This window comes from Thioalkalivibrio sp. AKL10 (assembly GCF_000381845.1).
Classification (GTDB): Bacteria; Pseudomonadota; Gammaproteobacteria; order Ectothiorhodospirales; family Ectothiorhodospiraceae; genus Thioalkalivibrio; species Thioalkalivibrio versutus.
In genome coordinates this window covers 516,891-530,593 of record NZ_KB907142.1, presented here as the reverse complement: position 1 = coordinate 530,593, position 13,703 = coordinate 516,891, and the positions used below count along the sequence as shown (strand labels likewise).

General features: G+C 68.2%; 13 protein-coding genes. 8 read left to right on the top strand and 5 right to left on the bottom strand.

What is annotated here, in order from left to right:
- The first annotated feature begins 44 nt into the window (after positions 1-44).
- On the top strand, positions 45-1,598 hold the full coding sequence (locus G333_RS0102570; RefSeq protein WP_019627586.1) for a bifunctional GNAT family N-acetyltransferase/carbon-nitrogen hydrolase family protein: 1,554 nt from the start codon (positions 45-47) through the stop codon (positions 1,596-1,598).
- Between the two features lie 213 nt (positions 1,599-1,811).
- On the top strand, positions 1,812-3,185 hold the full coding sequence (locus G333_RS0102565; protein WP_019627585.1) for a response regulator: 1,374 nt from the start codon (positions 1,812-1,814) through the stop codon (positions 3,183-3,185).
- A 51-nt stretch (positions 3,186-3,236) separates the two neighbouring features.
- On the opposite strand, the gene G333_RS0102560 is transcribed toward G333_RS0102565, so the two are convergent.
- Positions 3,237-4,031 (bottom strand): dienelactone hydrolase family protein, encoded by a 795-nt coding sequence (locus G333_RS0102560; RefSeq protein WP_018144725.1) that lies wholly within the window; start codon positions 4,029-4,031, stop codon positions 3,237-3,239.
- Between the two features lie 194 nt (positions 4,032-4,225).
- On the opposite strand from G333_RS0102560, the gene G333_RS0102555 reads away from it, so the two are divergent.
- Genes G333_RS0102555 through G333_RS0102540 form a run of 4 tightly spaced genes read left to right on the top strand, consistent with a single transcriptional unit; the run spans position 4,226 to position 7,303 of the window.
- The gene (locus G333_RS0102555) at positions 4,226-5,122 is read left to right on the top strand and encodes an HDOD domain-containing protein (protein ID WP_019627584.1); all 897 of its coding nucleotides are present in this window, start codon (positions 4,226-4,228) and stop codon (positions 5,120-5,122) included.
- Positions 5,123-5,166: 44 nt separating this feature from the next.
- Positions 5,167-5,751: a Slp family lipoprotein gene (locus G333_RS0102550; RefSeq protein ID WP_018951856.1), complete on the top strand. Its 585-nt coding sequence runs from the start codon at positions 5,167-5,169 to the stop codon at positions 5,749-5,751.
- A gap of 2 nt (positions 5,752-5,753) precedes the next feature.
- Positions 5,754-6,245, top strand: a complete 492-nt coding sequence (locus tag G333_RS0102545) for a Slp family lipoprotein (protein ID WP_019627583.1) — start codon at positions 5,754-5,756, stop codon at positions 6,243-6,245.
- A gap of 59 nt (positions 6,246-6,304) precedes the next feature.
- Positions 6,305-7,303, top strand: coding sequence for a zinc-binding dehydrogenase (locus G333_RS0102540; protein ID WP_019627582.1), 999 nt, complete (start codon positions 6,305-6,307; stop codon positions 7,301-7,303).
- A gap of 338 nt (positions 7,304-7,641) precedes the next feature.
- Here G333_RS0102540 and G333_RS0102535 read toward each other — a convergent pair whose 3' ends face one another.
- From G333_RS0102535 to G333_RS0102520, 4 genes are all read right to left on the bottom strand, one after another.
- Positions 7,642-8,856 (bottom strand): TraB/GumN family protein, encoded by a 1,215-nt coding sequence (locus tag G333_RS0102535; protein WP_018176292.1) that lies wholly within the window; start codon positions 8,854-8,856, stop codon positions 7,642-7,644.
- A gap of 84 nt (positions 8,857-8,940) precedes the next feature.
- The gene (locus G333_RS0102530; RefSeq protein WP_018169204.1) at positions 8,941-10,062 is read right to left on the bottom strand and encodes a tetratricopeptide repeat protein; all 1,122 of its coding nucleotides are present in this window, start codon (positions 10,060-10,062) and stop codon (positions 8,941-8,943) included.
- Positions 10,059-11,462 (bottom strand): adenylate/guanylate cyclase domain-containing protein, encoded by a 1,404-nt coding sequence (locus G333_RS0102525; RefSeq protein WP_019627581.1) that lies wholly within the window; start codon positions 11,460-11,462, stop codon positions 10,059-10,061. Before G333_RS0102525 ends, G333_RS0102530 begins: the two co-directional genes overlap by 4 nt.
- A complete protein-coding gene (locus G333_RS0102520; protein ID WP_019627580.1) occupies positions 11,459-12,289 on the bottom strand; it encodes an inositol monophosphatase family protein in 831 nt (276 codons plus the stop codon). Before G333_RS0102520 ends, G333_RS0102525 begins: the two co-directional genes overlap by 4 nt.
- A gap of 96 nt (positions 12,290-12,385) precedes the next feature.
- Between G333_RS0102520 and G333_RS0102515 the strand changes: the two genes are divergently transcribed.
- Positions 12,386-12,742, top strand: a complete 357-nt coding sequence (locus G333_RS0102515) for a DUF3301 domain-containing protein (protein ID WP_026289493.1) — start codon at positions 12,386-12,388, stop codon at positions 12,740-12,742.
- On the top strand, positions 12,739-13,677 hold the full coding sequence (locus tag G333_RS0102510; RefSeq protein WP_018169200.1) for a hydrogen peroxide-inducible genes activator: 939 nt from the start codon (positions 12,739-12,741) through the stop codon (positions 13,675-13,677). The genes G333_RS0102515 and G333_RS0102510 overlap by 4 nt, the downstream gene beginning before the upstream one ends.
- Positions 13,678-13,703: the final 26 nt, after the last annotated feature.

The following is a 13,703-nucleotide window of genomic DNA, read 5'->3' as shown; positions in this document are numbered from 1 at the left end:
CCCGTGCATCCTTCCCGTCCCCGACAAGCCCCGGAGCCCCGAGCGTGACCACTGACGCCGACAACGACGCGAATCCCCAGCACCATCTGACCCTGCGCCCGACCCGGATCGAGGACTACGAGGACATCCGCGAGATCATGGAGCGGGTCTATCACGACCTCGACGGTGCCTGGAGCGAGGCGCAGTTCCGCTCCCAGGTGATGCGCTTCCCCGAGGGCCAGATCTGCATCGAGGACAATGGCAAGGTGGTCGCCGCGGCGATCAGCCTGATCGTCGAATACAAGCGCTTCGGCGATCAGCACAATTACTGGCAGATCACCGGGAATGGCTTCCTGACCACCCACGACCCGGACGGCGACACGCTGTACGGCGTGGACATCTTCGTGCATCCGGACTATCGCGGGCTGCGCCTGGGCCGGCGCCTGTACGACGCGCGCAAGGAGTTGTGCGAGAAGCTAAACCTGCGGGCGATCGTCGCCGGTGGGCGTATCCCCGGCTACGAGCCGTACCGCGACGAGCTGACGCCGCAGCAGTACGTACGCCGGGTGAAGAACCACGAGATCATCGACCCGATCCTGACATTCCAGCTGGCGAACGACTTTCACGTCCGCAAGATCATCACCAACTACCTGCCGGACGACGAGAAGTCCGGGGCCTACGCGACGCTGATCGAGTGGCTGAACATCTACTACGAGGAGAAGGAAAAGCTGATCGGCGGCAGCCGCTCGGACGTGCGCATCGGCGTCGTCCAGTGGCAGATGCGCCCGACGGTGGACCTGGACTCCCTGTTCCAGCAGGTGGAGTATTTCGTCGATGCGGTTTCCGGCTATCGCTCGGACTGCGTGCTGTTCCCGGAATTCTTCAACGGCCCGTTGATGGGGGCCTTCAACCAGGACTACCCGGCCGAGGCCGTGCGCCGCCTGGCCGAGTACACCGAGGCGGTCCGCGAGGAGATGGTGCGCCTGGCGCTGGCCTACAACATCAACATCGTGGCCGGCTCGATGCCCGAGTACACGGATGATGTCCTGCGCAATGTCTCCTATCTGTGCCGCCGCGATGGCACCTGGGACCGCCAGTACAAGATCCACGTGACCCCGGACGAGGTGTCCTACTGGGGACTGCAGGGCGGCGACGAGGTGCATGTCTTCGACACCGACTTCGGCAAGATCGGGATCCTGATCTGCTACGACGTGGAGTTCCCCGAACTGCCGCGGGTGATGGCCGATCACGGCCTGCAGATCCTGTTCGTGCCCTACTGGACCGACACCAAGAATGCCTATCTCCGGGTACGGCGCTGCGCCCAGGCCCGCGCGATCGAGAACGAGTGCTACGTGGTCATGTCCGGCTCGGTGGGCAACCTGCCCAAGGTCGAGAACATGGACATGCAGTACTCCCAGGCTGCGGTGTTCACCCCGTCCGACTTTGCCTTCCCGCACGACGCGGTGGCCGCGGAGGCGACCCCCAACACCGAGATGACCCTGATCGTGGATCTCGACCTCGACAACCTGAAAGAACTGCGCAATCACGGCTCGGTGCGCAATCTGCGTGATCGTCGGCGCGACCTCTATTCGGTCAAGTGGAAGTCGAAGCCCGTGTAGCAAACACGGACCGGTGGTCGCGCATGACGCTCCGCGGGCCAATCGCCCGAAGCGAGAAAGTGTGAACCGCGTCCGGTTGCCCCGGCGACCCCACTGGCATCCGGACGCGGGGGCCCGTAGTCTTGCGAGTCTAGGGATGCTCGGCCACTGGGGGTACAGCGTGGTCTACGGCCGTGCCGCTGTCAGGCGGGCGGATGTCAGTCAGGGGGAAGCATGAGCGATCAGATACCGGACCCAAAACGCGCCGCGATCCTCGTGGTGGATGACTCCAAGGTCATCCGGGTTGCGTTGCAACGTATTCTGCAGGGTCAGAACACCGTCTACGAGGCGGCCGACGGCGAACAGGCCCTGGAGCTGCTTCAGCAGTATCCCGATATCGGGCTGGTGCTGACCGATCTCTCGATGCCGGGCATCGACGGGCAGGATCTCCTGCTGCGTATTCGTGATGGCGTCGATGACCTCCCCACGGACCTCCCGGTGGTGATCGTGACCGGTCAGGAGAGCGACGAGGCGGCCAGCGACGAATGGCGCTCACTGGGGGCCAATGCCGTCCTGATGAAGCCGTTTGTTCCCACCCGTGTGCGCGAGGTCGTGGCCGAACTCCTGCCACCGCCGCCGGTCCCCGAGCCGCCCCCCTCCGGAGGGGCCCCCGACTCCGCCGAGAACCAGGCGTTGCGCGACGAGGTCGAGCGCCTGCGCCGCGAGTTGATGCTGCGGCAGCAATCCTCCAATGAGCGCGAGGCGCAGAAAGAGCTGGAGCGTCTGCGCACCGCCCTGGGCGAGGCCCGCGACGAGTCCACGGCGGCATTCCAGCGCGCGGAAGAGCGGGATCGCGAGATCGAGACTTTGCAGGGGCGTCTGGAGGAGGCCGAGACGGCGCTGGCCGAGGCGCGGGCGCGGGACGACGAGGTCGCGGCAGCAGCGGAACAGGCCGCGGCCCGCGAGGAGGAGCTTGCGGCCATGCGTGTGCGCGTGGAAGAACTCGAGGCTGAGGGTCCCCCGGAGTCGACCGAGCCCGACCGCGAGACCGAACAACTGCGTAGCCGGGTGCGCGAGCTCGAGAGCGAGAATGTCCGCCTGGACCACGAGCTCGTCGACCTGGAGCGCCAGCGTGAGGAGCAGCAGACGGAGCTGAAGGTCGCGCGGGGCGAGGCCGAACGCCTGCGCCGCGAGCGCAACCAGCAGTGCGAGCGCGCCGCGGCGGCCGAGAAGGCCCAGGCCGAGGCCGAGCAGCGCTGTTCGGATAGCCAGGATTCGGCTTCGGATCTGGGTGACCGCCTGGTGGCCCGCGAGCGGGAGCTGGCGGAGGCCCAGCAACGCAACCAGGACCTGCGTGGCCGGATCCGTGATCTGGAACATGCCCTGACCGGCCACAGCACCACTGCTGCGGCGGAGCCGGCGAGCGAGCCAAGTCGGGGCGAAACGGTCAAGGCGGAGCCGGAGGACAGCCTGCGGGCGCCCCTGTTCGATGCGAAACACGCGCGACCCGCACGTCTGGCGGGGCGTCGCTGGTTCCGGCTGGCGTTTGTCGGGGTGCTGGCGGTGATCGTGGTCCTGGGGGTGGCGATCTACCTGCGCGGGACCTGAGGCTCCGCGTGAAAGGGGCGGGCACCTGGCAGTGCCCGCCGTACATCGGGTTTAGTGCCGATCGCGGAGGACACCCAGCAGGTGGTTCCAGGAATCGTGGTCGGCGCGGGCGTCATAGCCGACCGGCATGCCGAACTCCTCGGCAATGGCATCGGCCCCCGGATTGGTGAAGCTGTGCTTCACGCCGGAGAATTCCACCACGGTGTAGCGTACTTCGGCCTCCTGCATCTCCTCCTGGAAACCGGCGACCTGCTCCGGCGGGATCATCGGGTCTGCGGTGCCGGTGAAGGACAGCAGTTCGGCCGACACCTTGCCGGCCTCGGCCCGGTGCTCGGTTCCCAGGCCGCCGTGGAAGCTCGCCGCCACGTTCAGGTCCATCCCCGCGCGCGCGGCCTCGAGGGCCACGGTGCCGCCGAAGCAGTAGCCGACCGCGGAGGGCGCCGCATCCGCGCTGGCATCATGCGCGCGCAGCCAGTCGTAGGCGGCCTGGAAGCGGCTCAGCATCAGGTCGCGATTCTCGCGGATTTCCCCGGCGAATTCGCCGGCGGTAGACGGGTGATCGGCCAACTTGCCGCTGCCGTACATATCCAGGGCGAAGGCGGTGTAACCCTCGCGGGCCAGTTGTTCGGCACGGTCGCGGGCGTAGTCGTTGTGGCCCCACCATTCGTGAATGACCAGGACCGCCGGGTGCGGCCCGTCGCCTTCGGGGTGGGCCAGGTAGCCGGTCATCTCGTCGCCGTCATGGTCGTAGGCGATCTCTTCGGTCTGGATACCGGCCAGGGCCATGCCGGGGAGCAGGCCGGCGAGCAAAACGGCCAGCGGCGCAAATGCGGGCTTGCTAAACATATGGGCACCTCCTTGGTGGTCGACGCGTCGTTTTTTCGACCCGGGCTTGCGAGTATGGTTCGCGCCCGGCCGGGTTACAACGAAGGGGACAGCGGCTACAGTAGAGAGGTCGGGGCCACGTGCGCGAGGTGGCCTCGAAACAGGACGAGTGAGGCGCAGCGATCCCCGTTCCGCCTCGGCAAGAGGATCCACCCATGTCCGACCGATCTGCCAACGATTCCCTTGAGGCCCGCGTCCAGTCGGCTGACAAGCTTCTGGCCATGCCACAGGTGGTGTTCGAGGTTGCGCGCCTGCTGGAGGAGGATGACGCCACGGCTGCCAGGATCGCCAGCAGCCTGGGACGCGATCCCGGCTTGGTGGCCCTGGTCCTGCGCATCGCCAACAGCCCTGCCTATGCCCCGGCGCGTCCGGTTGACTCGGTGGACCGCGCGATTGCCATGCTGGGTCGCGATGCCCTGCAGCGTCTGGTGGTGGCGAGCGCGATCACCCGCGCCACGGCCAGCATCCCCGATCAGGAACGCCTGCCGCTGGAGGTGTTCTGGCGCCATTCGGCCTACTGCGCGGTGATCGCGCGGCAACTGGCGATGCGCGTGTCGCCGCGCCAGGCCAGCGGGATCTTCCTGGCTGGCCTGCTGCATGATCTTGGCAAGCTGTTGTTGTTCTCGCAGTCGCCGGAATCGGCCCACCGGGCCTTCCTCTCCAGTCTGGATGTTGGCGACGGCCTGAGCCCGCAGGGCGCGGAGCGCGCGCAACTGGGCTTCGATCATGCGGAGCTGGGTGGGGCCCTGGCCGCGCACTGGGGTCTGCCGGAACTCCTGGTCGACTGCCTCGCCGGTCACCATCAGCCGCTGCAGGCGCCGGAGCGCAATCGCACCGCCGTGATGCTGGTGCATCTGGCCAACACCGGTGCCCATCTCGCCGAGATCGATTCGCGCGACTGGGCGGATGCACCCCCGGTAGATCCGGCGGTGTGGGACGCCCTGCACCTGGCCCCCGAGGTCTTGCTCTCCGCAGTGGAGGAGGCCCAGCACGAGGTGCTGGCGGTGCAGGACCTTTGCGATCCGGCGCACGAGGGGGAGCCGCGGCCATGACTGCTCGCCGTGAACTTGAGGCTGGCGCTCGAGTCCCATCGGCTATGCAGAGTCGGGCATTGCCACTGGTACGATTGCGCGCGCTGGTCCTGGCGGGGCTGCTGCTCCTGCTGACAGGGTGTGCCGGGGTTCCGGCGGCGCTTTCCCCGTTGCCTGTTACCGCCCCCGATCGTGATCAGGTGCTGGCGGATCCCGAGGCCGTGAAGGGCGAGACCGTGGTCTGGGGCGGGGTGATTGCGGACATCGAGAACACCTCGGGCGGTACCCGGCTGGAGGTGGTGGCCCGCGAACTCGATCGCCAGGGGCGACCGCAGGAGGCGGATCGCTCACCCGGGCGCTTCCGCGTGGTCAGCAGCGGTTTCCTCGACCCGCAGATTTACAAGGAAGGCCGCGAGGTGACCGTGCGGGGTGTCATCCACGGGATCGAGGAGGGCCGCATCGGTGACTACGCCTATACCTTCGTTACGCTGCAGGCGGATGCGGTCTACCTGTGGTCGCGGCGCCCGCCACCGACGGAGCGCGGCTATCGCGATCCGTTCTACGACCCGTTTTATGACCCGTTCTATAGCCCCTGGGGCCCGCGTTACGGCCTCTATGGGCGCTATCACCCGCATCCCTGGTACTGGTGAGCATGACCCGATTCCTGCATCCTTTTCTGGCATTGCTGCTGCCCGTGTTCCTGGCCGCCTGCGCGTCCGGCCCGCTGGAGGCCCCGGATGACCCGGCCGTGCAGGTCGAGCCGCGTGCAGTCACCGCCGATAGCCTGCCGCCCGACGAGCAGGTATGGGGCGGGGTCATCGCGCGCGTGGACAATCGCGCCGAGGCGACCTTCATCGAGGTGGTCGGGTACCCGCTCAGTCGTCAGGAGCCACAGACGCGGCAGTCCACCACCGGGCGTTTCCGCCTGCGTGTGGAGGGCTTCGCCGACCCGGTGGACTATCGTGCCGGGCGCCGGGTTACCGGTGTCGGCACGGTGACCGGGGTCGAGGACGGCCGGATCGGCGAGCTGGACTACGTCTTCCCGGTGCTGGAGGCCCACTCGGTGCACCTGTGGCCGGAGCCCGAGCCGGCACGATCTTCCGGTGGTGTGCGCTTTGGCATAGGCATCGGGATCGGCCTGTAGGCCGCACTCGGGGCGGCCGGCGCGCGTTTCCACGAATCCCCATGCAACGAGGAGTATTCATGCGAGCAGTCGTGTTCGACGAACCCGGAGCCGCCGAGGCCCTGCGTCTGGACGAAGTAGCGGAGCCGGCGCTCACGGCCCCCGACCAGGTCCGCATCCGGATGCTGGCGGCCGGTGTCAATCCGGTGGATACGAAGGTGCGCGCCGGGGGCATGATCGTCCCCGGTGCGCCGCGCAACACGCCGGGCTGCGATGGGGTGGGCATCATCGAGGAATGTGGCAGCGCCGTGCATCACGCGCGGCCGGGGCAGCGGGTTGCCTTCTGTTTTGGTGGGGTCGGGGCTGATCCGGGGACCTACGCCGAACAGGTCGTGGTGCCCGAGGCCGCGGTGGTCCCGGTGCCGGCGGCGGTATCCGATGCCCAGGCCGCCGCCCTGCCGCTTACCTGGCTGACCGCCTGGGAGGCCCTGTTCGAGCGGGCCGACCTGCAGCGCGGCCAGAGCGTGCTGGTCCACGCGGCGGCCGGCGGGGTCGGGCAGATGGCCGTACAGATCGCACGCGCCGCCGGCGGCCGGGTACTGGGGCTGGTGCGGCGCGACGAGGCGGGCACGATTGTCACCGCACTTGGGGGCGATGTCGTCGACCTGTGCAAGCCGGATGCCGCGGACGCGATCATGCAGTACACCGATGGGCGTGGCTTCGACATCGTGCTGGACACCGTTGGTGGCGAGGTCTTCCGCGAGGGACTGACGCAGGTGGCCTATGGCGGGGATCTGGTGACCCTTCTGGCCCCCCCGGAGGATACCGACTGGAACCCGGCGCGGCTGCGCAACCCGAGCATCAGCCTGGAGCTGATGCTGACCCCGATGCTGGAGAATGATCGCCGCCGTCTGAAGCACCAGGCCACCCTGGTGGCCGAGGGTCTGGCCCGGCTGGCCAGCGGTCGCTTGCAGGTCAACGTCGAGGATACCCTCCCGCTGGCCGAAGCCGCCGAGGCCCACCGGCGCATCGAAGCCGGCGGCCGCCGCGGCAAGCTCGTGCTGCGCATCCCCGAATAAGCGGGTCTTGCAACTACGAAGCGCACGAAGACACGCAGAAGGGCAAGGTCAAGGGCGATTCACGACGGAGGGCATGGAGAAAGGCGAGGCGGCGGTTCCGTCGGGGCGTTGTTTAGCGATCGAGGCATTACCCAAACGTCGCGCCAGTCCGCGCAGATCGCCACGCCGCTTCGCGGCTTGCGATGACGACGGGCACTGCGGCCTCAGAAATTGCAGGATTGCGAGGGCCACGGCTTCGACCACGTCGTGCTGCCAACACACCCCTCTCCGTGCCCTCTGTGGTGAAAGCGCCCTTCGCGCGCTTCGGGGTGGACTCCTGAAGCGCGCGGGGGAGGAGATTAGCTGCCGAAGAGATGGCTGAAGATGCGGGCGCCGCCGATGTAGGTGCCGGCGGCCGAGCCCAGCGTGGTCAGCAGGAACACCAGCAACACGCGCGAGACGCGGTTGCGCCACCAGCCGCGTGGCGTGGTGGTGTCCTGACGCAGACTGGCAAAGTCGGAGACCCGCGGCTTGCGCAGGAACAGCTCGGCCGCGGCCGCGACAAAGCCGACCCCGATGGTGGGATTCAGCGAGGTCAGCGGGGCCGCCAGGGCCGCGGTGAGTACGGTTAGCGGATGGGCCATGGCGATGATCGCGCCGAGGGCCGCCAGGCCGCCATTGATCAGCACCCAGTCGGTCACCATCTGCAGGCCGATATCCGGGTTGCGCGAGAAGCCGATGGCAAAGCCGGCAAGGATCACGCTGATCACCACCCACGGGACGACCTTGGGCCAGCGCGCCTTGGGCGGGGCCTGGTCCAGGGCGTCGAGGATCGCGTCCGGCGGGGTCAGGTGATCCTCGGCCTGTTCGGCAATCCCCGGCAGGTGCCCGGCCCCCACCACCGCGAGGATGCAGCGGGTCTCCGGGCTCGCCGCGAGGCGGCGCAGGTGGGCGGCCATGTAGTGGTCGCGTTCTTCGATCAGGGTGCGGTAGAGGTCCTCGGACTGCTCGGCGAACTCGCTGAAGGTGGACTCCAGCATGTCGCCTTCCTTCAGGCGCTCGATCTCGGATTCGTCGATCTTCTCGCGCGAGAGTACGGAGCTGAACAGTCCGCCGATCAGCCCCATGCGTTCCCACCAGCGCACTGCGCGGTAGGTGCGGCGCAGGGTCAGGCCGATATCCCGGTCGATCAGGGCCAGGGGGAGGCCATTATCCAGGGCGCCGTCCATGGCCGCGCGCATCTCGGCGCCGGGTTCGATGCCGTACTGGTCGGCCAGGCGTTGCTGGTAGGCCCCGAGCGCCAGACTGGCGGCGATCATCGGGGCCTGGCCCTTGCGCATCACGCTGAACAGATCCATGCGCCCGACTGCGTCGGGGTCCAGCATCGCGCGCTGACGGCTTTCGCACAGCTCGACCGCCACGCTGTCAAAGGCCCCCGTGTCGATCAGGGCACGGACCTTGTCGGCGCTGGCGCGCGACACGTGCGCGGTGCCCAGCACCACGACTTCAGTGTCGCCCAGTTGCAGGACGCGGTGGGGTTCGTCGGCGATCAGTTCCTGGACGGCGGGATTCATGCGTGGCGGGCTCTTGCTCCGGTGGGCGGGCCGTATTCTACGGCGAATACGCGCGGCCCGCAGCGCCGGCCGCCGGATCGCGCGCTACGGGGCATCGGGCTCGGCCTGTGGCACGTCGTCGGGCGGGCTGTCTGCCTCCGCTTCGGGGAGCGGTTCCGGCACGCGAAGGCTCTCCAGGCGTTCGACCACGCGCAGCGCACGCTCGTGGGCCGAGAGGAGTCCGGCATGGTCGGGCGCCAGTTCGAGCCCCTCTTCCCAGTGTCTCAGGGCCTCTTCGATGTCACCGGCGGAATAATGGCTGCGGCCCTCCTCCAGCAGCGTCTCGGCGCGCGCGTCTCGGCGCTCGCGCCATTCCTCGCACAGCGCGCGATGGGCTCGCTGGGCGGCCTGGTCCGGGCCGGAGGCGTCGGTGTCGGGGGTGATCTCGTTGCGGCACCAGCGCGCCGCCGTGGCCAATTCGCCCGCCTCCAGGGCCTGACGCAGGCGTGCATTGATGGTGGAACGCGGGACCTCTTCCTCGATCTCGGGGGCTTCGGCCTGGCGCAGTTCCCGCTCCAGGCGCGCGATGCGTTCTGCGCGTTCGGAGTCGGAGGCCAGGCCCTGGGCCAGGTGCAGTAGCTCCAAGCGTTCCTCGCCATCGGTGTCGGCGGCGTAGCCATCCAGCGCCCGCGCCAGGGGCTCGCGACGATTGGCAAGGCGGTCGGGATCGTCCGGCAGTCGTTCGCTGTGGCGCACCAACGGACGCATCACCTCGAGCAGGCGCAGCCGCTGGACCAGGGCCCGCGCCTCGAGGATGTCGTGGCGTTGCTGCAGGGTCTGCAATCCAACCTGTCGCTGGCGTTCCAGTTGGCTGATGAATTCCCGACGTTCGCTGTCCGGCGGCAGTTGTGCCTCGGCCGTCTCGAGGATCTCCAGGGCCTGAGCGACCGCGCCTTCGGCCGAGGCGGCGCGCGCCTCGTGCATCGCCTCGGCCGCGGCGGTCGCGGCCTCGTCCTCGATGGCTGCCCGGCGCTCGGCCCATCGGGCTCGCGGTTCCGGATCGTGCTCGTCGATCAGCTCGAGGGCATGCTGGTAGTTACCCGTCTCCAGGGCGCGTTCGATGCGCTGCTCGGGCGGGGCGAAGGGGTCCAGAGCGGCGCAGCCCTGGACCAGCAGAAGGGCCAGCAGGATGCTCGCGAGCGGGAACAGGCCGCGGGCTGCAGTCATGTGCGATCCGTAGCGTTCAGTACCCGGGTGGTGGGCACGGCTTCGCTGACCCCGTGCAGCTCGTGGGTGCCCCAGTCTTCGGTGCGGAACTGTCCCTTCACCTGCTCGTGCTCCATGAATGCGGCAGTCGTGACCAGCCCGCCGGCGGGCGCGACCGTGACCAGGCGGGCTGCGAGGTTGACGGTGTCGCCGACCACGGTGAACTGCATGCGGTCTTCGGCCCCCATGTTGCCGGCCAGCATCTCGCCGGCATTCAGGCCGATACGGAACTCCACCCGGGTATCGCCGCGGCGTTCACGCTCGGCGTTGATCGAGGCGACGGTGTCCAGCAGGGCCAGGCCGGTCTGCACAGCGGTCAGGCGATGGTTCCCGGCATCCGCCCCGAGGCCGAAGACCGCCATGGTACAGTCGCCCATGTACTTGTCCACCGTGCCGCCGTGACGGGCAATGCATTCCGACATCGGACCGAAGAATTCGTTGAGCATGCGGCCCAGGGCCTCCGGGCTGCAGCGCTCCGAAAGCGCGGTGTAGCCCTGGATGTCGGCAAACAGTACCGATCCCTCCAGTGCGCGTCCGCCCAGCTCCACCCGGTCCAGATTCTCCAGGATGTCCTGGGCGATGGCGTCCGACACGTAGCGGCGCAGGGCGGCCTCGACCTGGTCCTTGCGCAGCAGGTCGCGCGCCATATCGTTGAAGGCGTCGGTCAGCTGGGCGATCTCGTCCTGGCGCACCATCGGCAGCGTGTTGCCCTGGTCATCCATGGGGCGGGCGCGCGAACGCATGCTCTCGGCCAGGCGTTCCAGTGGGCGCACCAGGCGCTTGCTGATGTCGATTGCCAGGATCAGGCTCAGCAGAAACACCCCGACGGCCGTGGCGATCCCGGCGTTCAGGGTGTTGCGGATTAGCTCCTGCATTGGCGAGGTGTCGATGTAGGCCTCGATGTAGCCCACCTGTACATCCTGAAAGCGCACGTTGCGTCGGTAGGGTTCCATCGTCGGTGCCAGCGGCCACACCCCGTCGGTGAGGGATTGCTCCGGGGGTGTCCCGGCGCGGGCAACCTGACCGCGGTCGATCGCGTAGGCGGCGATGGACTCGACGCGCCCCTCCTCCACCAGTGAGTTCAGCAGGGTCTCCAGGGTCAGGTAGTCCTCGGCCAGCATCAGTTCCGCCGAGGTCCGCGCGACCGGCGCCACGGTGCTCTCGGCCTGGGCGCGAATCTGGTTGTCCAGCACGTTGCTGACCTGGTTCAGCACCACAGCCGACAGGGTCACGATCCCGGCCAGTGTCAGCCCGGCGATCGCCGCGACGATCTTCCATGCGATCGGCAGGTAGCGTGGGGTGAAGTCGGTGCTGCCGACGCCCAGGCGGGCGCCACCGCCGGACTTGCGGCGGCGGATCACGAGGGGGGCTCCGGGGCGGCAAGCCAAGGGGCCAGCCACGCCCGCCAGTCGGCGAGCAGGGTGTCGGAGCGCGCCGCCACCGCGGAGCGCTTGGTCAGCGATCGTTCGAATACGGGCTCGCCCGCGAGGTTGCACATGGCACCGCCGGCGCGGGCGAGCATCAGCCCACCAGCCGCGCTGTCCCATGGGGCCTGGCCACCGTGCAGGTACAGATCGGCGCGCCCGGCGGCCAGCCAGGCCCACTCCAGGGCGCAGGCGCCGAGGTTGCGTTGCGAGCGAAACGGCGCGTTGCAGGCCAGCTCACCCGCCAGGGGGGCATCCAGGCGCTTGTAGTCCACCAGGGCGATGGCGCGGCCCAGCTCCGTGACGGGAGGGCGAGTGGTCGCCGGCGGAGTGACCCCGTTGAGTTCCAGCGCGGTGTCTTCGGTGGCGGTAAAGAGTTCTTCGCGTACCGGATCGTAGGTCGCGCCATGGGTGACCCGGTCACCCTCGATGCGGGCGATGGAGATGGCGAAGAAGGGCATGCCACCGGCGAAATTGGAGGTGCCGTCCAGCGGGTCCACCAGCCAGAAGGCGGGGGCGGTCTCCAGTACGCGTGCCTGTTCGCCGCGTGCCTGTTCCTCGCTCAGTACCGGCGTGTCCTGTCCGTATGCGCCCAGCAGGGTGCGTACACGCGCATCCACCGCGTGGTCGGCCTCGGTGATTACGCTGCCGTCTGCCTTGTAATCAACGGCGATATCGGCCTCGAAGCGGGGCAGCAGTTCTTGCTGCCCGATCTCGCGCAGGCCCTGCGCGAGATCGGAGAAGGGGATGGCAGTGGTAGTCATGCAGACCCGGAAACGCTGGTGGCAAGGTAAACGAACCGGAGACGGCCGGGCATGCCCGGAAAAACTCGGGTTCGTTTGCGCTTATCATACCGGTCCATGACAGGCTTGATCATAATCATATCCATTGCCTTGATAGGGTTTTACGTTAATGACACCTGGCGTGCCAACGAACGTGCCCGTCGGGTGGGGCGGCAGGCCTGCGAGCGGGCAGGGGTGCAGTTGCTCGATGCCACCGTCGTGCGTACCGGTCAGCGCCTGGTCTGGGGCGACCGCGGCCTGGCCCTGCAACGCCGCTACCGCTTCGAGTTTTCCGCCGATGGGGCGGGGCGACATCCCGGCGAGATCTCGCTGGAAGGCCGACAGTTGAAGCGCGTGACCCTGGACTGGCCGGACGGCGGCCGCGAGTTTCAGGGGCTGGACAGCGATGACAACAGCGGAGGGGCGCCCCGGTGACCCTGAGCGAGCTGCGGTATGTGGTCGCCGTCGCCGATGCCCGCCACTTTGGGCGGGCGGCCGCGGCCAGCCATGTCAGTCAGCCATCGCTGTCGGTGGCGGTGCGCAAGTTCGAGGAAGAACTGGGCGTGACACTGTTCGAGCGCGGCCGCGGCGAGGTCAACGTGACGCCGGCAGGTGAGCAGATTATCGCGCAGGCGCGGCGCGTGCTGGCCGAGGTCGAACAGCTGCGCTCGGTTGCCGTACAGAGTCAGGATCAACTCTCCGGCCCGCTGCGCCTGGGTGCGATCTACACCATTGGTCCGTACCTGCTGCCGGAGCTGATCCCCGCGCTGCACGAGCGCGCGCCGAACATGCCGCTGGTGATCGATGAGAACTACACCGGGCGGTTGCGCGAGCGGCTCAAGCAGGGTGAGCTCGACGCGATCCTCATTTCGTTGCCGTTCGAGGAGCCGGGCGTGGTCACGCTTCCCTTGTACGACGAACCGTTCATGGCCGTGCTGCCGGCGGCGCACCCGCTGAAGGACAAGGAACCCCTGCGCCTGGAGGACATGGCCGATGCGACCCTGCTGATGCTGGGCGCCGGACACTGTTTTCGCGACCAGGTGCTGGAGCGCTGCCCGGACTGTCAGCGTACGGTGACTGCGGATGGCAGTACGCCGCGCAATCTGGAGGGGTCGTCGCTGGAGACAATCCGCCACATGGTGGCCTCGGGGATGGGGGTAACGATCCTCCCGTGCACGGCGGTGGGGGCGGATCGTTATGCCCAGCGACTGCTGGCCGTGCGGCGGTTTCAGGATCCGGCGCCCAGCCGCCGTGTGGCCCTGGCATGGCGCACCAGCTTCCCGCGTCCGGAGGCCATCGAGGCGCTGCGGCGCGCGGTGCTCTCGACCCCGCTGACCTGCGTCGATTTTATCCAGCCCGGCGCGGGGTAGGCGGCTTCAAGGCAATGCGGATTCGC